This window comes from Streptomyces fuscichromogenes, assembly GCF_014645815.1.
GTDB classification, from domain to species: Bacteria; Actinomycetota; Actinomycetes; order Streptomycetales; family Streptomycetaceae; genus Streptomyces; species Streptomyces fuscichromogenes.
Map to the genome: position 1 here is coordinate 48,546 of NZ_BMML01000008.1, position 23,602 is coordinate 72,147.

Here is a 23,602-nt window from a genome sequence, read left to right on the forward strand (position 1 = left end):
CCGGGGCACCCCCATGTCTGCACTCATTCAGGAGCGCGCACGTGAATCAGCCTGCCGAAAACGCGTCTGCCGGGGCGCAGCCCAAGGTCAGTCTCGCGCAGTCCTCCCCCACCGTCGGGACGTTCCGTGAGCGGGACGGGGCTCTGGAGTGGAGCGGACGTCAGGAGACGTTGCGGATCGAGCCGTGGGGGCCGGACGCGGTCCGGGTGCGGGCCCGGCTCGGCGGACCGGTCCTCGACGGTCTGCCGGGGGCCCTGCTCGACGAGCCCCCGGCGACCGGATCGACCGTCAAGATCGAGGACGGCACGGGGCAGGTGACGGTCGGCGGGCTGACCGTCGAGGTGTCCGCCGAGGGCCTGGTCCGCTTCCTGCGCACCGACGACCGCTCGGAGGTGCTGGCCGAGGAGCGCGCCCACTTCTGGTGGCCCGGCTCGCGCCTGTACACCGCGGTCGGCAACGGCCACCACCGGCTGGAGCAGCGGTTCGCCGCCTACGAGGGCGAGCGGCTGTTCGGCCTGGGCCAGCACCAGCACGGGCGCCTCGACCAGAAGGGCCTGGTCCTGGACCTCGTCCAGCGCAACGCCGAGGTCTCGATCCCGGTGCTGGTCTCCAGCCGCGGCTACACGCTGCTCTGGAACAACCCGGCGATCGGCCGCGTGGAACTGGCCGGCAACGGCACCCGGTGGGTGGCCGACTCGGCCCGGCAGCTCGACTACTGGATCACCGTCGGCACCCCGGCCGACGGGCAGCGCAACTACAGCGCGGTGAGCGGCCGTTCGCCGATGCTGCCGGAATGGGCGGCGGGTTTCTGGCAGTGCAAGCTGCGCTACCGCACCCAGGACGAACTCCTCGCCGTGGCACGGGAGTACAAGCGCCGGGGCCTTCCCCTGTCGGCGATCGTCTGCGACTTCTTCCACTGGACCCACCTGGGCGACTGGAAGTTCGACCTGGCGGAGTGGCCCGACCCGGCCGCGATGGTCCGCGAACTGGACGAGCTGGGCGTCAAGCTGGTGGTGAGCGTCTGGCCGTCGGTGTCCCCGCTGAGCGAGAACCACCCGGTGATGGAGCAGCGCGGCTACTTCATCGGCACCCAGTACGGCCCGATGGCGCACGCCGACTGGCCGGACAAGGGGGTGGCGTCGACCGTGCAGGTGGCGTTCTACGACGCCACCAACCCGGAGGCCCGGGAGTTCGTGTGGTCGAAGGTCAAGGAGAACTACCTGGACCCGTACGGCATCACGGCCTTCTGGCTGGACGCCTGCGAGCCCGAGCTGAAGCCGGGCTTCCAGGAGAACCTGCGCTACTGGACGGGCCCCGGCCTGGAGGTCGGCAACAGCTACCCCGCGGAGAACTCCCGTACGTTCTACGAGGGGCTGCGCGCACACGGCGACGAGGAGATCGTCACCCTCAACCGCTCGGCGTGGGCGGGCAGTCAGCGTTACGGCGCCGCGGTGTGGTCCGGTGACGTCCCCACCGACTTCGCCGCCCTGCGCCGGCAGATCGCGGCCGGTCTCAACACCGCGCTGTCCGGCATCCCGTGGTGGAACACGGACATCGGCGGCTTCCACGGCGGCAACCCGGACGACCCGGCCTACCGCGAGGTGATGGTCCGCTGGTTCCAGTTCGGCGCGCTCTCCCCGCTGATGCGTCTGCACGGCTTCCGCGACCCGGGCATGCCGCTGGGCCCGGACATGACCGGCGGCCCGAACGAGGTGTGGTCGTACGGGACGGAGGCCGGCGCGATCCTGGAGCGGTACCTGCGGCTGCGCGAGCGCCTGAAGCCGTACGTCCTCAAGGTCATGCGGGAGGCCCACGAGCAGGGCCTGCCGGTGCTGCGGCCGCTGTTCCTGGAGTTCCCCGAGGACCAGGCGTCCTGGGCGGTCGACGACGCGTACCTCTTCGGCCGTGACCTCCTGGTGGCGCCGGTGCTGACGGCCGGCGCGACGGCCCGGACGGCGTATCTTCCGGCCGGCGCGTGGTGGACGGACGCCTGGACGGGTGAGTCGTACGAGGGCGGTACGGCGGTGACGGTGGACGCGCCGCTGGACCGTATCCCGCTGTTCCTGCGCGACGGGGCGCGGCTGCCGGTCAGGGAGTAGTCCGGCCGGATTGCGACGCCTCTCATTACCGGCCGGTAAATGTCTCAACTCGGCGGTGTGGGCCAGCAGTTGGAGGGGGTAGTCAGTATCCCCTCCGCTGTCCCCCCACGAAGGGTTCCGCCGCCGTGCCCATGGACCCGCTCCCCCTCACACTCGCCAACCTGCTCCTCGGCCCCGGCTTCCGCGCCCGGCGCGCCCCGGACCGGGCCTTCGACCGGCTGCTCGACGCGGCCGGGCCCACGGAGGACGACGAGCGGTTCACCGACGGCTTCCGTCATCTGCTGCGATGTTGGGCGGGCGCCGAACATCTCACCCCGGTCGGCTGGCTGTCCGCGCGCGGACACGTCGGCCGGCATCTCGCCAACCGGGCCCGGATCCGCCGGCTGCTCGCCGCGCACCCCGGGATCGAACGGGAGCCCGTCGAGCGACCGGTGTTCGTGGTGGGCCTGCCGCGCACCGCGACCACGCTCACCCACGGCATCCTCTCCCTCTCCGCGGACCACCGCTGCCCACTGCTCTGGGAGTTGCTCACCCCCGGCCTGGAACTCCCGCCGGAGGAGCGGGAGAAGGCGATCACGACCGCGCGACGGCTGGTCGGCGGCATCAACCTCCTCTCCCCGCGGTTCCGGCACATCCACAACCTGCGCCCGGAGGGCCCCGAGGAGTGCACCTTCGCGCTGCCGCACACGGTGATGCCGCTGTCCCAGGCGGTGATCCCCGAGTACCTGCCCTGGCACGAGACCCATGACTTCGGTGCCGACTACCGCTACCTCAAACAGATCTACCAGGTGCTCCAGTACGGCCGCCCGCGCCGCCGCTGGGTGCTGAAGTCGCCGCTGCACCTGGAGAACCTGGACGCGCTGCGCGCGGTCTTCCCGGACGCCACGATCGTGTGGACGCACCGCGATCCGGCCACCGCCGTGGCCTCGTTCTGCAGCCTGGTCGAGCACGGCATGGCGGTGAACACCCGCCCCCTCGACCTGAGTCGGATCGGTGCCACCTGGCTGGAGCTGCTGGCCCGGTCGGCCGCCCGCGGCCTCGCGTCCCGCGCCGGGATCCCCCGCGAATCCCTCGTCGACGTGCCGTACTCCTGGCTGGGTTCCGACCCGGCCGCGGGCGCCCCGAAGCTCTACGCGGCCGTCGGCGCCGCCTGGACCGAGGCCGACGCGGCCCGGCTCCCCACGGCCGTCGCCCGGCCCAGGGGCAGCCGCGTGCACAGCTACGACCTGGCCCGCTACGGCCTGAGCCGCGCGGACGTCGATGCGGCCTTCGCGGACTACAACGCGCTGCGCGCCGAGGTCGACCGGGCGTGACGACGCAAGGGGCGGCCCCGCTGGTGGCGGAGCCGCCCGGAGGCTCAACTGCTGGTGACGCTCTCGCTGTTGACGGTGAAGTCCAGACCGCCGGACGAGGACGTGATCTCGAAGCCGAACTGCAGGTCGCCGATGGTGACGTTGCCGAACCAGCCCTTGGTGTCCTTGATCCACTTCAGGATCGGCAGGATGTCGATCGTGCCGGAGGTCGAGTTGGAGCTGCGGACGAACGAGTACACGTTGTTCGAGCCGTTGTTGCCCTTGTAGACCGTCCAGGTGTTGCTGCCCAGGGTGAGGGTGCCCTGCGAGGTGCCGAGCGGCCCGACGGACCCGGTCTTGTTGACCCAGAGCATGATCTCGTTGGCGTACCCGGTGTCCCAGATGTCGTACGACGTGTTGTACGCGCCGGACGAGGGGACGGTCACGTTGTAGCTGCTGGTGAGCGACCCGAGCGAGGTGATCGTCTTGTTGATCACCTTCTTGGCGTTGGGGTAGGACTTGATGCCGCCGGTGTTGGGGTGGTTGGCGTTGACGCCCCAGTTGGTGCCGGAGTTGGCCCAGATGCACTGGCTGCCGGCGCCGGAGCCCCAGATGTTGTTGTAGAGGGTGTAGCCGTTCAGCGTGGTGTTGCCCCACTGGTCGCAGGAGCTCCAGACGGCGGCCGAGGCGGGCGCGGAGGCGAGGCCGACGGTGGCGCCGAGGGCGAGCGCGGGGGCGATCAGGGCCTTGGCGACCCTGCCGAGCGTGCGTGTTGCCATGGTGTCCCTTCCATGGGTGGGGGGAGGTGCGGGTGGCTACCACGTCCCCACGGTGAGGACGTGGTCTTCTCCGGCGACGAGGTCGAGCGGCCGACTGCCGGAGGAAGTCCACAGGTCGATGCGGAGCGACCGGTGTGGCGTGAGGACGGCCCGCGCGCCGTCGGGGGTCCAGGAGAGGTCGAGTCCGGCGCCGAAGCGGGTGCGGATGCCGGTCAGCCGGCCCCGGCTCAGGGCCGCCGGGAGCGCGGGGAGCAGGACGAGCCGGTCCGGGGCCGACTGGACGAGTGCCTCGACGAGCACGGCGGGCAGGGTGTGCGCGGCATCGGCGTTGTAGACGTCGCGGTGCGGGTAGTGGGCGCTCATCAGGGAGGCGTGGAAGAAGTCGCCCTCCAGTACCCGGGCGAGGGCGGCGGCGACCCGCTCGCCGTCGCGCAGGCGGGCGGCGACGAGGGCGTGGTGGAGGTGGCCGTGGGCCGAGTCGTTCTCGGCGCCGCGCAGTTCGAGCGCGCGGTGGGCGGCCGCCGCGAGTTCCGGGGTGTCGTACGGGGTGATCTCGTCGAGCGGCCAGACGCCGTAGAGGTGGCTGAGATGGCGGTGGTCGTAGCTGTCGTCGAGGCCGGGCCGGGCCCATTCGGCGAGCGCGCCGTCGGCGTTGACGCGGTGCGGGGGCAGCCGGTCGGCGAGGGCGCGCCAGCGGTCGGCGTCCGGGCCCGGGTGGTAGTCGGCCGCGGTGCGCAGGGCGTGCCGGGCGGCGGAGAGGTCCATCGCCGCGTTGACCGCGCCCCAGCCGGCGTTCGCGGGCCGGTTCTCGGGCGAGTAGGACGGCACGATCACGAGATGGCCGTCGGCGTCGGTGCGGGTGAGGAAGTCCTCGTAGAACCGGGCGACTTCGGCCAGTGCCGCGGCCGTACGGGGATCGCGGCCGCCGCGGGTGTCGTCGTGGTCGACGAGCGGCTTGAGCAGCCAGTCGGCGCCGGCCGTCCACAGGTGCAGGGGGTACTCACGGCTGAAGTGGTAGGACAGCCCGGACTCGCCGTCGCTGTGCGCGGGCGCGACCGCGCCGCGGGCGCCGAACACCGCGCGGGCGTTCTCCCGCCAGTCGCCGAGCTGGCGCTGGATCAGTGCGGCGCAGGCCTCGGTGACCTCGGGAAGGGCGGCGGCCGCGGCCGAGGCCGTCTGGAGGTTGACGTTGGCGTCGTTGGTGAAGGCACCGGACCAGGCGGTGTCCCAGTCACCGGTCCACAGGCCGGTCAGACGGGGCGGGTTGAGGCCCGAGGCGGAGAGCAGGTGGTAGCGGCCGGCGGCGAAGAGCCGTTCCAGGAGAGCCGGTTCGGCGGGCTTTCGCAGCAACTGGGATCCGGGAAGCGCGCGTTCGGCCGGGTCGGCGGCCAGGTCGAGGGTGACCCGGGTGTAGGCGGTGCGGTGCGGGCCGAGGTGGCGGGCGAGCAGCGCGTCGTACGAGGGCCGGCCGGTGAGCAGTTCGCCCAGTTCGCGGGCCTCGGCGGTCACGTCGAGTTCGCCGGTGTGGCGGCGGACCCGGGTGAGCAGCAGGACGGACTCGGCGCCGGTGACCCGGACGCCCGGCGGGACGAGTTCGGTGGTGCCGCCGGTGACGGCGACGAGGGTGATGCCGGTGTAGGCGCGGTCGCTGCCGGGGTAGCGGGCGCGGAGGCTGAGCAGGGCGCCCTCGGGGGTGCGCAGCGCGCCGTGGCCGACGCCCAGGCCGGGCGGGACGCCGGGGAGCCGGTGGTCGAGGGCGATGTCGAGGGCGGCGGTACCGGTGACCTGCTGCACGATCACGTCGTCGGCGCGGGAGACGAAGACCCGGCTGGTCCGGTCGGCGGTGGTGGCGGTGACCTCGCCGGTGGTGAAGTCGACGGAGCGGCGGTAGCCGTCGGGCCGGCCGTGCGGCCTGCGCAGCCGGAGCTGGAAGGCGGGGTGGAAGGGCTGGACCCACTGGAGCGGGCGGCCGTCGGTGAAGCTCTCGGCGGCGTCGGGCTCCCCGGCGAGCAGCCTGTCCTGCACGCCCGCGAGTTCGGCCGCCAGGCGGGGCGGGCGGGCGTGTTCGCCGCCGTTGGGACGGACGAGGGTGTGATGGGTGACGATGACACGGTCGTCGTCCGGATCACCGAACACGAGGACGCCGTGATGGCCGTTGCCGCTCAGGAAGGCGTCCTCCCAGCGGGCCGCGGGGGCGGGCTCCCAGGTGCCGTGGACCGGCCCGGTGGCGGTGCCGGAGGTCGCTTCGGTGGCGGTCACGGCTTGAGCACCGCCACTCCGTAGCGGCCGAGGACGGCCTCGTCCGTGACGGTCATGCCGGTCAGCAGGTCTCGATGTGTTCCCATGAAGGAGATCTTCACCTCTTCACGGCCGTGGTTGAAAAGGAACAGCAACTCGCCCCGGCGGACCGCCTCGACGCCGGCGGGCAGCCCGTCGAGCACCGGGCGCACCCCCGCGTCCGCCGCGATCCGGCCGAGCAGCTCGCGCAGCGCCTCCGGCTCCGGGAGCGTGGAGAGGTACCAGGCGCGTCCGGTGCGCAGTACGGCGGGCAGCCCGTCGAGTTCCCCGCCCCGGTAGCGCACGGTCTCCGTGACACCGGGCGCGGCCTCGATCTCCTCCGACCACAGGGTGCCGCAAAAGCCCTCGCAGGCGACGGTCTCCCCCGCGTCCAGCGGCCACCACTCGTGCAGGACGCGGATGCCGAACAGCTCGCGCAGCCGTGCGTCCATGCCGCCGGGGCGGATCCGGTCGTCCTCGTCGGCGATGCCGGTCAGGAAGCCGCTGACCAGGGTGCCGCCGCCGCGGACGTAGCCGAGGAGGTTGTCGATCGCGGTGTCGGTGAGGAGGTAGAGCTGCGGGACGACGACCAGCCGGTAGCCGGACAGGTCGTGTTCGGGGTGGGCGAAGTCGGTGGTGAGGTTCGACTCCCACAGGGCGCGGTGCCAGGCGTGCAGGACGTCGGGGAGGTCCACCTCGGTGGAGAGCCGGCCCTCGTGGGCACCGGCCCACCAGGAGTGCCAGTCATGGAGGACCGCGATGTCCGCCCTGACGTGACGTTCGGTCACCTCGGCGCCGATGGCGGCCAGTTCGGAGCCGAGCCGCTTGACCTCCTGGTAGGTACGGCCCTCCTCGCCCGCATGGCTGACCATCCCGGAGTGGAACTTCTCCGCGCCCTGTCTCGACTGCCGCCACTGGAAGTAGCAGACCGCGTCCGCGCCCCGGGCCACGGCCTGGAGGGACCACTGCCGGTTGAGGCCGCGGGGCTTGGGGTGGTTCACCCCGCGCCAGTTGACCGGTCCGGCGGCCTGCTCCATGAGCATCCAGGGGCCGTGTGCCTGGGAGCGGGTGAGGTCGTGGACGAGCGCGCCGTGCTGGGCGCCCAGCGGATCCCGTGGATCGGGATAGAGGTCGACGGAGACGACGTCCTCCTCGGCCGCCCAGCGCCAGGCGTCCTGGCCGGTCCAGAGCGGCATGAAGTTCGTGGTCACCGGGATGTGCGGGGTGTGCCGGGCGACGATGTCCCGTTCGGCGGCGTAACACTCCAGGAGCATGTCGGAGGTGAAGCGGCGGAAGTCCAGCACCTGGGTGGGGTTCTTCAGGTAGTGGGCGTCGCCCGGCGGCAGGATGCCGTCCCAGGTGTCGTAGCCCTGGCTCCAGAAGGCCGTGCCCCAGGCGGAGTTGAGGGCGTCGAGGGTGCGGTAGCGCTCGCGCAGCCAGCGGCGGAAGGCGGCGGCCGCCTCGTCGCCGTAGTCGAAGGTGCAGTACTCGTTGTTGATGTGCCACAGGGTGAGGGCGGGGTGGCCGGCGTAGCGGGCGGCGAGGTCCTCGGTGATGGCGGCGGCGTAGCGGCGGTAGGTGGCGCTGGAGTGCGAGAAGTGCTGGCGGCCGCCCCACCGCTCGGTGCGCCCGTCGGCGCCCCGGGGCAGGGTGTCCGGGTGCAGCCGCCCCAGCCACGGCGGTGGCGACGCGGTGGGGGTGGCGAGGACGACGCCGATGCCGTGCTCGTGCATCAGGTCCATGAGCCGGTCCAGCCAGCCGAAGTCCCGCTCCCCGGGGCGTGGTTCGAGTCGCGCCCAGGAGAAGACGCCCATGGTCACGGAGTTGACGCCGGCGGCCCCCATCAGCCGGACATCCTCCTGCCAGGTCTCCTCGGGCCACTGCTCGGGGTTGTAGTCGCCGCCGAAGAGGATCCGGCCGCGGGTGACGTCGCGGAGCCCCGGCGGCTTTCGTCCGGCGGTCATCGGACGGGGTCCCCGTACTGGATGCCGCGGCCGTTGGTGGCCAGGTAGACCCGGCCGTACACGCGCGGGTCCCCGGTGACGGCCTGCCCGGTCCAGCCCCACTGGTGCCGGTCGTCGTTGATCCGGGTCCAGGTCGCGGCCGCGTCGTCGGAGCGGTACACGGCGGTGTCGGCCGCCGTGGAGCCGACGAGGTAGACGGCCGGGTAACCGGCGCCGGGCGCCGCCCTGCCGAAGCCGAGGGTGTAGGCGGCCCGGCAGCTGGTGACCTCGGCGAAGGCGACGCCCCCGTCGGTGGACCGGTACAGCCCGTTCCACTTCACGCTCAGCCACAGGTCACCGGACCGGCCGGGCGCCGCGACCAGCTGGAACTGGCTGTCCCCGGCGGGCAGCCCGGTCGCACGCGGCGTGAACGTCCGGCCACTGTCAGTGCTGGCTTGTAGCGTTCCTGTGTCGGTGTCGTACGCGTAGAAGAGCGTCGGGTCGGCCGGGTCGGCGACCGGCGTGGCGCCCTTCGGGAAGGAGGGGATCTCGGTCCAGGTGGCGCCGTTGTCGTCCGACCGGTGGGTGGGGTACCTGGTCCCGTCCCAGTGCACGAAGGACCACAGCAGCACGCTGCCGTCGGCGTTGGCGGCGATCGGCCCCGGCGCGTCGTGGGCGAGGGAGGGCTGGGCCGAGAAGGGCGCCCAGGTCCGGCCCCCGTCGTCCGAGAAGGCGCCGTTGCCGTTGTCGCCCCAGCCGGTGCGGACCACGTACTCCGGCCTGCCCGCGGCCTGCGCGAGCCCCGTCGCCGACCCGAACACGGGGTTCGTCGCCATCCCGCGGGACGGGGACGCCGTGAGCCGCTCGTGGTACAGCACGCCGATGTCCCCCGAGCCGCTCAGCAGGTGCGCCTCCCCGACCGGGGGCGACACCAGCCGGACCACGGACGTCTCCTCCAGGCCGCGGATCCGCGGGGCCCAGTGGACGAGGTCGCGGGTGCCGTAGAGGGTGGCGCCGGTGCCGTAGACGATGTGCCGCGAGTCGTACGGATCCACCGCCACGGCCTGGATCCACCACCCGAACTTGGGCTGCTCGCCGCCCCACTTCAGGAAGGGGGTCTCCGACACGTCGAAGACGGCGGAGTCCTTGAGGGACGTCCACGTGCGGCCGCCGTCGGTGGTCCGGTAGAGGGTGTCCACGGCCGTCCACCGGTTGTTCGTCGAGACGACGACGGTGCCGGGCCGGCGGGCGTCGACGGCGACCCCGCCGTAGCCGAAGGTGTCGTCGCCGCCGGGCACGGCCGGGGTGACGTCCGTCCACCGCCCGGTGGCCACGGCGAGCTTGTGCACGCTGCCGTCCGACTGGCCGTTGGGGCCGGGGGCGTCGGCGTACGTCACGTACAGCTCACGGGCGTGGTGGTCGTAGGCGGCGCGGACCGGGACCTTGGCGGAGGTGCCGGTGGGAAGGCCGGGGACGGCCTCCCAGGTGGTCCCGTCGGCGGTGCGGTAGAGGCTGACGGCGGCCGCGCCGCCGTCCCCGTCCGCCCAGCCGGCGTACACGGCACGGCCGGCCGCGACGAGCAGGCTGACGCCCTGGCCGGTGGCGGACGGGGTGGCCGGGAAGCCGTCGGCGGCCGACCAGGTGGCGCCCCGGTCCGTCGACCTGAGCAGCCCGTCGTGTCTCGTCCCCAGCCACAGGGTGTCGCTGTCCCGCGGGTCGACGAGGAGACGCTCGCCCATGCCCCGGCCGTCCTCGTTGGCGCCGAGTTTCACGGTGAGGTCGGTGCGGGTCCAGGTCGCGCCGCGGTCGTCCGAGCGCAGGATGGCGCCGTTGCCGGCCCAGGACTGCGCGTAGGTACCGAGGGCGAGGTAGAGCCGGTCGGGGTGGGCGGGGTCGACGGCGAGCGCCTCCACACCGAGGAGGTTCCAGTCGTCCCAGCCGAGCTGGTCGGTGAGGGGGGTCCAGCGGGCGGTGCGGGCGTCCCAGCGGTAGGCGCCGCCGATGTCGGTACGGGCGTAGGCGAGACCGGGGACGGTGGGGTGGAAGAGGACCCCGGTGACGAATCCGGTGCCGCCGATGACCGCGTTGCGCCAGCGGTACGGATGCGCCTGCGGCTCAGGCTCGGCCGCGTGGGCGGTGGGGATCGGGAGGGCGGTGAGGGTGGCGGTTGCCGCAGTGGCGGCGAGAACGGTTCTGCGGCTCAGGGTGGGCATGGGGAACCTTCGGTGAGCGTGGGTTGGGTGGGTGGTCCGGGGTGGGGGCGGGGGGTTTCGCTCGCCCGCGCTTGCGGGGTGCCGCTGCGCCCACCCGTGCCGCCCTGCGGCACGCCTGCCCGCAGCTGGGTGGCTCGATGGGGCGCAGCTGGGCAGCGCCCCGGAAGGGGCGCGGGGAACTGCGCGGGCAACCCCCACGCACCCGCAGCCGCCGACGCACCGCAACCGCCCCCCAGAGGGCGAAGTCGGCTACCCCTTGACCGCCCCGGTCAGCATCCCCTTCTTGAAGTGCTTCTGGACGAACGGGGACAGGACCGCCACCGGCAGCAGCGCCATCACCATCACCGCCATCTGCACGGCGAGCCCGGACAGTTCGCCCGTCTTGATGGCCTGTGCCATTCCCACCGGGGCCTGCTGCTTCTGGACCAGTTGGATCATGACGTTCTGCAGCGGCATCTTGTCCTGGTCGTTGAGGTACAGGGACGCGTTGAACCACGCGCTCCAGTACCCGACCGCGTAGAAGAGGGTGATGACCGCGAGGACCGCCCGGGACAGCGGCATGACGATCTGCCACAGGATCCGGAAGTCGCCCGCGCCGTCGATCCGCGCGCTGTCGGTCAGTTCCTGCGAGATGCCCATGAAGAACCCGCGCAGGACGAGGATGTTGAAGACGCTCACCGCGCTCGGCAGGATCAGGGCGAGGTAGCTGTCGGTGAGGCCCAGGGACTGGACCAGCAGGTAGGTCGGGATCAGGCCGGCGCTGAAGAACATCGTGGCCATCAGCAGCATCAGGAACCAGCGGTGGCCGAGCGACCCGATGCGTGAGAGGCCGTACGCGCACAGCACCGACACGGTCATCGAGAACACCGTGCCGACGAGGGTGATCAGGACGCTGATGACCGTGGCCCGGGTGACCTGGCCGCCGCTGAGGAGTTCCCGGTAGGCGACGAAGGTGATGCCCTTGGGGATCATCACCAGCCCGCCGGCCTCGTCGATGGTTCTGCGGGAGGACAGGCTGGTGACGACCACGATCCAGAGCGGGAAGAGGACACCGAGGCAGGCCAGGGTCAGGACCAGTCCCTTTCCGGCGACGCCGGCCGCGCTCGGTTCCTCCTCCCACACCGGGCGGGGCGGCGCGGCCCACCGGGACGACGGCCGTTCCCGCAGCGGCGGTTTGCCGGTGACGGCGGTCATTTCTTGTACACCCCCTGCTCGCCCATGAGATGGGCCACCTTGTTCGCGGCGAGGACCAGTCCGAGGCTGACCACGCCCTTGATGAGCCCCGCGGCGGCCGCGTAGCCGAAGTCCTGGTTGCGCACGCCGTTCCACCACACGAAGGTGTCGAGGACCTCGGAGGCTCCGGGGCCCACGGCGTCGCGCTGGAGGAGGATCTGTTCGAAGCCGACGGTCAGCGCGTCGCCGACCCGGAGCACCAGCAGCAGGGCGATCACCGGGCGCAGCGCGGGCAGCGTGACGTGCCAGATGCGGCGCCAGCGGCCCGCGCCGTCCATCGCGGCGGCCTCGTAGAGGTCGGGGCTCACCGACGCCAGCGCCGCCAGGAAGACGATGATCCCCCAGCCCGCGTCCTTCCAGACGCCCTCCGCCGTGACCAGGAACTTGAAGGTCGACGGGTCGGTCATGATGTCGAGGCCGTCGTAGCCGTGCTGCCGCAGCAGCTGCGACAACAGGCCCGCGCCGCCGAAGATCTGCTGGAAGACGGAGATGACCAGCACCCAGGAGAAGAAGTGCGGGAGGTACAGGACCGCCTGGGCGAGCGCCCGCACCCGGGGCCGGAGCACGCTGTTGATGAGCAGCGCGAGGGCGATCGGGATCGGGAAGAACAGCACGAGCTGGAGGAAGAACAGCACCAGGGTGTTCTTCACCGCGTTCCAGAACGCGGAGTCGGCGAAGATCTGCTGGAAGTTCTCGACGCCCACCCACGCGCTGTGCAGCATGGAGACGATGCCGTTGTCGCTGACGTACGGGTCGTAGTCCTGGAAGGCGACGATGTTCCCGAGGATCGGCAGGTAGTTGAAGACCAGGAGCAGCAGGACCGCCGGCAGGGTCATCAGGATCAGGGCGCGGTCGCGTCTGAATCTGAGGCGCAGACCGAGCTTCCCGGTCCCCGCGTTCCTCGCGTCGCGCCCGGTTCCGGTGGCGCCGCCGGACGCCACCGGGGTCCGTCCCGTACCGTCGTCGTCTGCCTCGGCCCTGCTGCGAGGCACCGTGCTGTGGGACACGGCCGTTCTCCTTGCCTCGCTGCCGGTCAGCTCGCCGAACCGTTGTCGTCGAGCAGCTTCTGGTACCAGTCGCGGAGCTTGTCGCCGCCCTTGCTCTTCCATTCGGCGACGGCCTGCTGCATGTCGCTGATCTTCTTGCGGCCGCGGGTGATGTCGTCCTCCAGCGTCTCGAAGTCGTCCATGAGGTTGGTGTAGCGGGACGGCTCGGTGATCATCTGGCCGAAGAAGCTGGACTTCCTGGTGAAGGAGCCCATCCGCTGCTGCCACTCCACCTGGGCCTTGGCGACGTCGGGGAAGTCCGGGTGGGCGATGGTGGAGGCGGGGCTGGCGATCATGACGTAGGCGTTGATGACCTCGTTGTTGCCCTTGGTGGTCTTGGTGGGCACGCCGTTCTTGACGGTGTAATGGGTGCCCTCCACGCCGTAGTTGGTGGCCATGTACTCCTTGGTGCCGTACGGCGCGGCGGTGGTGTTGGCGACGGCCAGCACGTCGTGGATGACGGACTCCGAGGCCTTCTTGTTGACGAAGGCGAAGATGCCGGCCGGCTGTTCGGCCCAGACCTGCGGGTTTCCGCCGTCGTGGGCGTAGACGTCCATGCCCCAGATCTTGAAGTCCGGGTTCTGGGTGGCCTGTTCGGCGGTGCGGCTCCACCACTGGCTGATGTCGTTGGGGTAGATCAGGAACTCGCCGGCCGCGAACTTGGGGCCCGGGTCGGGGGCGTTCTTGCCGAGCATGGCGTCGGGGTGCACGACCCCGGCGGCGAAGAGCTTGCGGGCCCACTCCAGCGCTTCGAGGTACTCGTCGGTCTCGATGCGGTTGACGAGCTTGCCGTCGACGAGGTTCCAGCCCAGCGGCTTCTCGCTGCCGGACAGGACGCTGAACATCTGCCAGGCCGTCCACTTCATGTCCATGCAGGCCCAGCGCTTGGCCTTGGCGTTGGTGATCTCCTTGGCGAGGGACAGGAACTCGTCGGCGGAGCGCGGGACTTCGTAGCCCTCCTTGTCGAAGATGTCCTTGCGGTAGAGGGGCACGATGTTGGTGACGTACGAGGACGGCATCGGCAGTCCGCGCAGCTTGCCGCCGAAGATGCAGCGCCGCCAGGCGTCGGTCGGGATGGCGGCGAGGTTCGGGTAGTCCTTGACCTTGTCGCCCGAGAGGTAGGGGCCGAGGTCGGCGAACTTGCTGATGATGGCGGTGGGTATCTTGCCGCCCATGTTCCAGTTCGGGATGACCACGACGTCCGGTACGTCGCTGGAGGCGAGGACGGCGCCGAGCTTCTGGTCGTAGGTGTTGCCGTCCTGGTTCTGCCACTCGACGTCGACGCCGATCATGTCGTTCATCGCGTTGTAGTAGGGGTTGTCCTGCTTGGGCGGGGAGCCCCAGAACGGCGACATGACGGTGACCTTGCCGCCCTTGCCGAGCTTCTTCGGGACCGAGGTCTTCAGGGTCGCCAGGTCGAGCTTGCTGGTGAATCCGGTCGACGAGCCGTACTTCGAGGGGATGTCCGGGGTCACCACGTTGTTGGCGACGTAGGCCGGCAACAGCTTCTTCGCGTCCTTGCCCGAGGAGGAGCCTCCTCCCGAACCGCTGTCCGACGCCCCGCAGGCGGTGAGCAGCGGCATCCCGCCCGCCACCGCTGCGGTGGCGACTGCGGTGGCGGTGAGGAATCTTCTCCGGCTCGGCCCGGAGGGGGCGGAAGCGGCGTTCGGCGTCATTGCGTCAACCCTTCGTGGCGCACCAGGACACCCGGCGGTGGCCGTCGGCTGCGGTGTCTCGAGTGGAACTGGCTGAGCTGAAGCGATCCTCCGACCCGTGTCACGCGTCCCTGGCAGGAACCGGCTGACCGGCCTGCCCGCTGACCTGCTGACCGGTCATTCGACTAGTCGAAGCGCTTCGATGTTGCTGCGAGGTTAAGTGAACACCCGAGGGTGCACAAGGGTCGCTCCCAAGATTCCTCCGATGTACCGGGGGTGACCTGTTCTTATGCGCCACTTGAAATATCGGCGACCATCCCTTGACACCCACCCCTGCGTCGAATGAGCATCGAAGCGCTTCGAAAGGGCCTCGCCGCTCCACCGCAAGGGGAACCGCACGTGACCGCAAAAACGCCGCCCGCGCCGCCTTTCCGCGATCCGCGCCTGCCGTTCGCGAAGCGCATCGACGATCTGCTGGCGCAGCTCACCCTGGACGAGAAGGTCTCCTTCCTGCACCAGTTCACGCCCGCCGTGCCGCGCCTCGGCATCGCCGCCTTCCGCACCGGCCAGGAGGCCCTGCACGGGGTGGCCTGGATGGGCCCGGCGACGGTGTTCCCGCAGGCGGTGGGGCTCGGCGCGACCTGGAACACCGACCTCGTACGCCGGGTCGGGGAGGCCGTGTCCAAGGAGGTCCGGGCGATGCGCGCCCAGGACGACCGGGTCGGCCTCAACGTCTGGGCGCCGACCGTGAACCTGCTGCGCCACCCGCTGTGGGGCCGCAACGAGGAGGGCTACTCCGAGGACCCGAAGCTCACCTCCGCCATCGCCACCGCCTACACCCGCGGCCTGCGCGGCGACCATCCGGTGTACTGGCGCACGGCGCCCGTCCTGAAGCACTGGCTGGCCCACGACAACGAGACGGACCGGGCCACTTCCTCCTCCTCGGTGCGCCCGCGGGTGCTGCACGAGTACGACCTGCGCGCCTTCCGGGAGGCCGTGGAGGCGGGCGCGGTGGCCGGGGTGATGCCCGCGTACAACCTGGTCAACGGCCGCCCCAACCACGTCTCCCCGTACCTGCGCGAGCAGTTGCGCACCTGGACCGACGAGGACCTGCTGGTCTGCTCGGACGCCGGCGCGCCCAGCAACCTCGTCGACCACGAGCACTACTTCGCCACCCACGAGGAGGCCACGGCGGCCGCCCTGCTCGCCGGTGTGGACAGCTTCACCGACCATGGCACGGACAGCTCGCAGATCGTCGCGCGGCTCCAGGGGGCGCTGGCGCAGGGCCTGTTGACGGAGGCCGACATCGACACGGCGGTGCGCCGCCAGCTCTCGGTCCGCTTCCGCCTCGGCGAGTTCGACCCGCTCGACGACCCGCATCCGGGCACGGCGGCGTTCGACACCCCGGCGCACCGCGCCCTCGCCCAGGAGGCGGCCGAGCAGGCGGTCGTCCTGCTCAAGAACGACGGCGACCTGCTGCCGCTGGCGCCCGACGCCCGGATCGCCGTGGTCGGTCTGCTCGCCGACGAGTGCAAACTCGACTGGTACAGCGGCACGTTGATCCACCGCTCCACTCCGCTGGAGGGCCTGTACGAGCGGTTCGGCGCGCAGCGCGTGGAGTTCGCGGAGGGCGTGGACCGGGTCCGGCTGCGGCTCGCGGACGGCACCTTCCTGCACGTGCCGACCGCCCCCGAGGCCGCCGACGAGGTGCGCGGCGCGGCGGGTGCCCTGGATCCGGCGCTGCTGGCGGGCCGCACCGACCTCCCGCCGCTCACCACCGACCCCGCCGGCACCGAGTTCGCGCTGGCCGACTGGGGCGAGGGGGTCCTCACCCTCCGGGCCCCGGACGGCCGTTACCTCTCCGTCGCCGAGGACGGCTTCGTCCGCGCCGCCGCGGACCAGCCCGGCGGCTGGGTCGTCCAGGAGACGTTCCGCCTGGAACCCCACGAGAACGGTCACCTCCTCCGGCACCTCGGCACGGATCGCCACGTCTCTGTCGCCGCCGACGGGGTGAAGGTTGCCGCCGAGAACGCCTCGATCCTTGAGTTGATCATCGTCGAACGCGGTACGGACGCCGTCACCAGGGTCGCCGCCGCGGCCGACGCGGTCCTGGTGGTCGCGGGCAACGACCCGCACATCAACGGCCGCGAGACCGAGGACCGCACGACCCTGGCCCTGCCCCCGCACCAGGAGCGGCTGCTGCGGGCCGCGCGCGCCGCGAACCCGCGCACGGTGCTGGCGCTGGTGTCGTCGTACCCGTACGCGGTGGACACCGCCCGGCTGCCCGCCGTGCTCTGGACGGCGCACGGCGGCCAGGCGGCCGGCACCGCCCTGGCCCGCGTCCTCGCCGGGGACGCCTCCCCCGCGGGCCGCCTCCCGCAGACCTGGTACGCGGCCGACGGCGACCTTCCCGACCTGCTCGACTACGACGTGCTGGGCGCCCGCCAGACGTACCTCTACTTCGAGGGCGCCCCGCTCTTCCCGTTCGGCCACGGCCTGTCCTACGCGTCCTTCTCCTACGCGGACCTGACGGCCGAGGTGACGGACGGAACGCTCCGGGTCTCCTTCACGGTCGCCAACACGGGCGACGTGACGGCGGACGAGGTGGCCCAGCTCTACAGCCGGGCCGTCGAACCGTCGTCGGTACGCCCGCGCCGCGAACTCCTCGCCCACCGCCGACTCACCCTGCGCCCCGGCGAGCGGACCGCCCTCAGCTTCGAAGTCCCCCTCTCCGCCTTCGAGTTCTGGGACGTGGCACGCGGCGGACACCGCCTGGAGGCCGGCCCGTACGACGTGCTGGCCGGCGCGTCCAGCGAGGACATCCGGTTGCGTACGACCGTGGTCCTGGACGGCGAGCCGGCGGCACCCCGCCCCGTCGCCGAACACGGCCTGGCGGCGGCGGACTTCGACGAGCAGTCCGGCATCGCGATCGTGGACCGCACGAAGGCGCAGGGCGACGCGGTCACCGCCGCGGGCGACGGAGCGGGCGAACTCGTCTACCGGGGCTGCGACTTCGGCTCGGGGGTCACGGGGGTGACCGCGCGGGTGTCGGGCACGGGCACGCTGGAACTCGCCCTGGACGGCGGCCCATCGCTCGCGGTGCTGTCCCTCGCCGAGCCGACGCCGGACCGGTACACGTACACCTCGCTCACCGCCGACATCACCGCCGAGGGCGTCCACGACGTCCGCATCACACTGCGCGGCCCGCTGCGGCTCGCGCACGTCGGCTTCTCCGGTTGAGGGTCCGGAGCGGCCGGCACGGAGAAGGGGTCCGGCACCGGAAGGCACCGGTGCCGGACCCCTTCGAACCGCCCGGGAACCGGTACACGAACGGCCGCAGCCCCCGCACAGCGGGCTGCGGCCGTCCCGTCGCTCTCAGACCCGTCCGAGGCAGGTCAGAGGGCCAGGCCGGTCAGGACCAGGACGCGCTCGTAGGTGTAGTCGTCCATCGCGAACTTGACGCCCTCGCGGCCGACGCCGGACTGCTTCACGCCGCCGTACGGCATCTGGTCGGCGCGGTAGGAGGGGACGTCGCCGATCACGACGCCGCCGACTTCGAGGGCCCGGTGGGCGCGGAAGGCGAGCTGGAGGTCGTGGGTGAACACGCCTGCCTGGAGGCCGTACTTGGAGGCGTTGACGGCGGCGAAGGCCTCCGCCTCGCCGTTCACCTTCTGCACCGTGAGGACGGGGCCGAAGACCTCCTCGCAGGAGATCGTGGTGTCGGCCGGGACGTCGGTGAGGACGGTCGGCGCGTAGCTGGCGCCGTCCCGGTCGCCGCCGGTGAGCAGGGTGGCGCCGGCCTCGACGGCCTCCTTCACCCATGCCTCGACCCGCTCCGCCGCCGCCTCGCTGACCAGCGGGCCGACGTCGGTCTTGTCGTCGGCGGGGTCGCCGGTGACCTGGGCCTCGACGGCGGCGACGATGCGCGGGAGGAGCCGGTCGTAGACGGTGGCGTCCGCGATGACCCGCTGCACGGAGATGCAGGACTGGCCGCCCTGGTAGTTGGAGAAGGTCGCGATGCGGGTCGCGGCCCAGTCCAGGTCGGCGTCGGAGGCGTAGTCGCCGAGGACGACGGCCGCGCCGTTGCCGCCGAGCTCCAGGGTGCAGTGCTTGCGGGGCACCGAGTCCATGATCGCGTAGCCGACCTTCTCGGAACCGGTGAAGGAGATGACCGGGAGGCGCTCGTCCTGGACGAGGGCGGCCATCTTGTCGTTGGCGACCGGGAGGATCGACCAGGAACCGGCCGGGAGACCGTCCGTCTCGGCGAGCAGGTCGCCGATGATCAGGCCGGAGAGGGGGGTGGCGGGCGCCGGCTTGAGGATGATCGGCACGCCGGCGGCGATGGCCGGGGCGATCTTGTGGGCGCACAGGTTGAGCGGGAAGTTGAAGGGCGCGATGCCGAGCACGGCGCCCTTCGGGAAGCGGCGGGTCAGCGCCAGGCGGCCCTGGCCGCCGAGGTCGGTGTCCAGGCGCTGGGCCTCGCCGCTGTTGAAGCGGCGGGCCTCTTCGGCGGCGAACCGGAACACGGACACGGCGCGGCCGACCTCGCCCCGGGCCCACTTGATCGGCTTGCCGTTCTCGGCGGAGATGAGCCGGGCTATGTCCTCGGTGCGCTCGGCGAGGCGGCGGCTGACGTGGTCGAGGGCGGCGGCGCGTACGTGGGCCGGGGTGGCGGCGAACTCGTCCCGTACGGCGTACGCGGCGGCGACGGCTTCCTCGACCTGGGCGTCGGTGGGCACGCTGACCGTGCCGACGGGACGGGCGTCCCACGGACTGGTCACGTCGAAGGTGTCCTCGCCGGTGACCTGGCGGCCGGCGAGCCAGAAGGCGTGGGTGGAGGTCATGTGCGAGTCCCGGCCCTTCCGCGTAGGGGGTGGATGTGCTGGGTGTTCGCCTCCACGGTAGGTCGGCGGGGGCGGGGGTGCGTTTGTCCGGGGTGTAGTGGTGGGGGCGGGGGGCGCGCCGGTTTGGCACGGTACCGGTCCGGCGGTCAGTCCGCCGACGTCGCCTTCAGGGCCAGCCACAGCTCCATGCGTACGTCCGGGTCGTCCAGGGAGCGGCCCAGGATCTCCTCGACCCTGCGCATCCGGTAGCGGAGGGTGTGGCGGTGGACGCCCAGGTCCGCCGCCGCCGCGTCCCACTGGCCGTGCCGGGAGAGCCAGGCGCGCATGGAGGCCACCAGGTCTCCCCGGCCGGTGGCGTCGTGCTCGTACAGCGCCCTCAGCAGACCGTCGGCGAACGCCTTGACCGCGTCGTCGGCCAGGAGGGGCAGGACCGAGCCCGCTGCCAGCTGCTCGTGCTCGACCAGGATCCGGCCCCGGCGCCGGGCCACGGACAGCGCCTGTTCGGCCTGTTTGTAGGCGGCCGCCGCCGCGATCGGGCCGGAGGGAGCCGACAGGCCGATGACCGGTTCGTCGGTCTCCGCGGCCCCCTGCTCCGGCACCGCCCGCGCCGCCTCGCGGGCCGCCGCGTACTCCAGGCACGCGGCGACCGCCGCACCCCCGTCCGCGGCCAGCACCACCAGCCGCTCCCCCTCCGGCACCACCAGCACCGCCTCCCCGGAACGGGCCGCGGCCGACTCCACCGCCTCCGTGAGACCCGCCAGCAGCTCGGCCCCCGCGTCCGCGACGATCACCCGGAACGGGGCGTCGAGCAGCCCGCCGTAGAGGTCGCCGGCGACCCCTCGGGCGTGGTCCGGCTGCCCGGCGAGCAGCATCCGCAGCACCGCCGCCCCGACCCGCTGCTCGGCGGCGTGCAGCGAGCGGGAGCGTTCCGTCGTGAGGGTGAGGAGGGCGATCGCGGAGTGCACGGCGTAGCGCTCCGCCGTGCCCAGCGCCGAGGCCGTGCCGACCGCCAGGGCCGCTCGCGGGCGGCGGCCGGTGCCGAGGGAGTGCAGTTCCACCCGGTCCTCGTTGTCGGGGCCGCCGACCACCGAGGACGCCGGTGCCGGGCGTTCCCGGAGCCGCTCCACCTCCGCCGTCAGGCGCGCCGCCCGGCGCCCCGCCCACTCCGGCGCCGTCGCGACGACCGCGCCGGACGCGTCGTACAGCGCCGCCCAGCCGTCCACCTGTGCCGCGAGCGCGGCGAGCAGCCCCTCCGGGCCGGCCGTCAGCGCCTGCCTGGTCAGTTCGCGCTGGGCGGCGAAGCCCGCCGTCACCGCCCGGTACTGGTCGGCCGCGATCGCCGCCGAGACGGCCTTGCTGATGGCGAGGAAGGGGGTGCGGCGCGGTACCTCCAGCAGCGGCAGCCCCTCGTGCTCGGCCGCGTCGACCAGGGCCTTGGGGATCTCGTCGTAGTTGACCCCGACGGCGAAGCCGAGGCCCACCACACCGGCTCCGACCAGGCGTTTCACATACTTCCGCATCGCCTCCGGACTCTCCGCGTCCAGCTTCAGCGCGGTGATCAGGAGCAGTTCCCCGCCCTCCATGTAGGGCACGGGGTCGGCGAGTTCGCTGACATGGGCCCAGCGCACGGGCACGTCGAGGCGGTCCTCGCCCGCGCGCACGGTCAGTTTGAGCGCGGAGTGGTGGACGAGCGAGGCGAGCGTCGGTGGCATCAGGCCGTCAGGTCTTCTCTTCAGCGAGGGAAACGGTCTTGGCCGTCCCGTATGAACGGCCTCTGTCGATTCTGCCTCACTGTACGGTCGCGGGTGCCCCCGTGTTCAGAGCCGGCCGCCGTCCCTCAGGTCCACCAGCAGCGGGGGCGCGTGCTCGCCCTTGACCGTCGTGAGGGACAGCACCGCGTGGCCCGGCGGCACCCCGTGCGCCAGTTCCGACGCCGACCAGCGCTCGCGCTCAACCTGCCGGACGGTGACCGCCCGTGCGGTGGGCGCCTTCCCGGTGATCACCCGGCGTACCACGTGCAGCGCCTTGCCCGCCGGGGTCTCCGCGATGATCTGGCGGTCGGTGACGTCCCGGGCCTCGGTCCACTCCTTGCCCCAGACCTCGGCGAAGTCCTGCCCGTCCCAGGGGGTGAGTCCGGCGAAGGCCATCCGGCAGCCGGCGGCGCCGAGCAGCGGGCCGCGCAGCGGGCGGGGCACGTCGTCCAGGGTGCGCAGGGTCAGCACGACGCCCGCGTTCGCGGAGCGCAGCCGCTGGAGGGCACGGACCGCCTCCGGTGTCACCACACCCGTCGCGTCGTCCAGGAGCAGGCAGGAGAAGAGCGAGCGGTCGTCCCGTACCGTCACGCTCGCCGTGAACTGGGCGAGCACCAGCCGGGCCAGGATCCGGGAGGCGTCCGCGTGGCCGCGCTCGGGCAGGTCGATACGGACCCGGACCGGGTGGTCGAGGGCCCTGAGGGAGAAGGGGCGGGTCTGGCCGGAGGTGTCGAAGAAGCCGGCGAAGGCCGGGCGGTCCAGGAGCGCGATGCGGTCGGCCAGGACCGCGCCGACGTCCCCCGGGTGTCCCATCTGGCGTTCCCGCGCGTCCAGCTCCCGCAGCAGCGACTCGTGGCCGGTCGACGTCAGCGCCTTGCGGAGCGCGGCGAGCGGGCCGGGGGCGCCGTCGAGGAGCTGGCGGAGTTCGGGGACGGAGGGGAAGCGGCCGTGGACCGCCCGGAACGGGCCGAGCAGCTGGGCGAGGACGGTGGTGGAGCGGCGGCTGTCGCTGCCGGGGTGCGGGTCGGCGAGGTCGCCGGCGAGGGCCTCGGCGAGTATGGCGGCGGCCTCGTCGGGGTCGGTGGTGCCGCCGTACAGGTCGAGGTCGTAGACGGACTCGGGGCGGGCGATGCTGACGACGACGTCGTAGGCGTCGGCGGGTCCGAGGCCGGCGCCGGCCGCGCCGACGACGACCACGGAGGCGCGGCCGGCGAGCGCGTGCAGGCAGAGCGACTCGGCGAGCGGGCGGACCAGGGAGCCGGTCTTGCCGGAGCCGGCCGGGCCGACGGCGAGCAGCGAGGTGCCGAGCAGTTCGGGGCCGAGGGCGAGCCCGGCGGCCCGGTACTGGTAGGGGTTGCGGGGGTCGTCGGCCGTGGTGCCCAGCCGGACCTGGCCGGTGACCAGGTCGTGCCGGGCGTGCCGGGCGGGCAGGTCGCGTTCGCCGGAGGGGTGCAGACAGGCGGCGGCGCCGTCCCTGACCACGGCGGCGGTGAAGGTGGCCATGCTGTGCCGGCCGCTCTGTACGCCCTGCCAGGCGCGGGCGATCCTGGCCTGGTCCACGTCCCGCATCAGCCCGCTCCGGGCCTCCCCGGCGAGCCGGTCGGCGGCCTCGGACGCCCCCGCGGCGCGCAGGTGGGGCCACTGGGCGGGGTCCTCCTCGGGGGCCGGGGGTTCCTGGCGGGGCGCCGAAGCCCTGAACAGGGGCACCACGAACCGCCGCCACACCTCCCCCCAGCGGCCGAGCTTGCCCACCACGAGCATGATGGAGAGAGCGACCAGGTACGTGTACCCCTCATAGATGAAGCGGGTCGCGGTCGGTGCGATCGAGCCGTTCGCGCCCTGCCACGAGTCGGGGAGGAGGAGTTGGAGCGGCAGCCCCCACCAGGCCCCCAGGTACCCGTGCGTCAGCAGGGACCAGAGCAGCCAGCCCACCAGGAAGGCGATGAGGGCGCCGCTGAGCAGCTGCCGGGTGGGCAGTTCCTCGGGTTCCTTCGCCGCCCGGGGCCGGTACCCGAACCGCCACACCCCCGGCGCGGCCTCCGGCCTGGGCGCCCGCAGCCAGGCCAGGAAGGCGGAGCCGTCCGGCAGCGGGGGCATGGCCGGTGGTGCCGTCGGTCGTGGCGGCATCGCGGACGCCTCGGTCGGCGTGACCTCCGCGTCCTGTGGCCCCGCCGGTCGCGGCACAGGATTCGCATGCGTACGCCGCGTGTCCCGCGTCCCGTCGCTGTCCATCGCTCTCGCTCCCTGACCAGCCGTTCCGTCCACCGTCAGCGGCCAATCTAACGCCCTCACAAGGGGAGTTCACCGCTTACGCGGCCGAGGAGCCCTCCGGCCGGGCGCCCGGCCCCCCGGCCGCACTATGTCCACCACGGACAACGTCACTCTCCGACAACGCCCACATGGAGCATGCCCACCTCTCGCACCCGGCCCTAGCCTGCGAAGAAAGAAGGAAAGCGTCCGAAAACGCACC

The 23,602-nt window shown here is 72.4% G+C and carries 13 protein-coding genes; 3 read left to right on the forward strand and 10 right to left on the reverse strand.

Translation table 11 applies throughout. The annotated features are described in order from the left end of the window. Positions 1-41 precede the first annotated feature (41 nt). The gene (locus IEZ11_RS18885; RefSeq protein ID WP_189263974.1) at positions 42-2,099 is read left to right on the forward strand and encodes a glycoside hydrolase family 31 protein; all 2,058 of its coding nucleotides are present in this window, start codon (positions 42-44) and stop codon (positions 2,097-2,099) included. 131 nt (positions 2,100-2,230) lie between these two features. Next, positions 2,231-3,412, forward strand: coding sequence for a sulfotransferase family protein (locus IEZ11_RS18890; RefSeq protein ID WP_373294938.1), 1,182 nt, complete (start codon positions 2,231-2,233; stop codon positions 3,410-3,412). A 44-nt stretch (positions 3,413-3,456) separates the two neighbouring features. Here IEZ11_RS18890 and IEZ11_RS18895 read toward each other — a convergent pair whose 3' ends face one another. The 7 genes from IEZ11_RS18895 to IEZ11_RS18925 form a co-directional block, all read right to left on the reverse strand. Continuing rightward, entirely contained in the window at positions 3,457-4,170 is a 714-nt protein-coding gene (locus IEZ11_RS18895) for a glycoside hydrolase family 12 protein (protein ID WP_189263976.1), read from the reverse strand. Positions 4,171-4,206: 36 nt separating this feature from the next. Then, complete coding sequence (locus IEZ11_RS18900; RefSeq protein ID WP_189263977.1) at positions 4,207-6,429, reverse strand: glycosyl hydrolase family 95 catalytic domain-containing protein; 2,223 nt, start codon at positions 6,427-6,429, stop codon at positions 4,207-4,209. After that, complete coding sequence (locus IEZ11_RS18905) at positions 6,426-8,411, reverse strand: beta-galactosidase (protein ID WP_189263978.1); 1,986 nt, start codon at positions 8,409-8,411, stop codon at positions 6,426-6,428. Before IEZ11_RS18905 ends, IEZ11_RS18900 begins: the two co-directional genes overlap by 4 nt. Further along, on the reverse strand, positions 8,408-10,603 hold the full coding sequence (locus tag IEZ11_RS18910; protein WP_189263979.1) for a sialidase family protein: 2,196 nt from the start codon (positions 10,601-10,603) through the stop codon (positions 8,408-8,410). Before IEZ11_RS18910 ends, IEZ11_RS18905 begins: the two co-directional genes overlap by 4 nt. Before the next feature lie 249 nt (positions 10,604-10,852). After that, positions 10,853-11,797, reverse strand: coding sequence for a carbohydrate ABC transporter permease (locus IEZ11_RS18915; protein WP_189263980.1), 945 nt, complete (start codon positions 11,795-11,797; stop codon positions 10,853-10,855). After that, the gene (locus IEZ11_RS18920; protein ID WP_189263981.1) at positions 11,794-12,843 is read right to left on the reverse strand and encodes an ABC transporter permease; all 1,050 of its coding nucleotides are present in this window, start codon (positions 12,841-12,843) and stop codon (positions 11,794-11,796) included. Before IEZ11_RS18920 ends, IEZ11_RS18915 begins: the two co-directional genes overlap by 4 nt. Before the next feature lie 26 nt (positions 12,844-12,869). Continuing rightward, positions 12,870-14,558, reverse strand: coding sequence for an extracellular solute-binding protein (locus IEZ11_RS18925; protein WP_189263982.1), 1,689 nt, complete (start codon positions 14,556-14,558; stop codon positions 12,870-12,872). 378 nt (positions 14,559-14,936) lie between these two features. Between IEZ11_RS18925 and IEZ11_RS18930 the strand changes: the two genes are divergently transcribed. Next, positions 14,937-17,777, forward strand: a complete 2,841-nt coding sequence (locus tag IEZ11_RS18930; RefSeq protein ID WP_189263983.1) for a glycoside hydrolase family 3 protein — start codon at positions 14,937-14,939, stop codon at positions 17,775-17,777. A 155-nt stretch (positions 17,778-17,932) separates the two neighbouring features. Here the strand turns inward: IEZ11_RS18930 and IEZ11_RS18935 are convergent, their stop codons facing one another. From IEZ11_RS18935 to IEZ11_RS18945, 3 genes are all read right to left on the reverse strand, one after another. Beyond that, on the reverse strand, positions 17,933-19,381 hold the full coding sequence (locus tag IEZ11_RS18935; protein ID WP_189263984.1) for an aldehyde dehydrogenase family protein: 1,449 nt from the start codon (positions 19,379-19,381) through the stop codon (positions 17,933-17,935). A 146-nt stretch (positions 19,382-19,527) separates the two neighbouring features. After that, positions 19,528-21,093, reverse strand: coding sequence for a PucR family transcriptional regulator (locus IEZ11_RS18940; RefSeq protein WP_189263985.1), 1,566 nt, complete (start codon positions 21,091-21,093; stop codon positions 19,528-19,530). 105 nt (positions 21,094-21,198) lie between these two features. After that, entirely contained in the window at positions 21,199-23,364 is a 2,166-nt protein-coding gene (locus tag IEZ11_RS18945; protein WP_189263986.1) for a type IV secretory system conjugative DNA transfer family protein, read from the reverse strand. Positions 23,365-23,602: the final 238 nt, after the last annotated feature.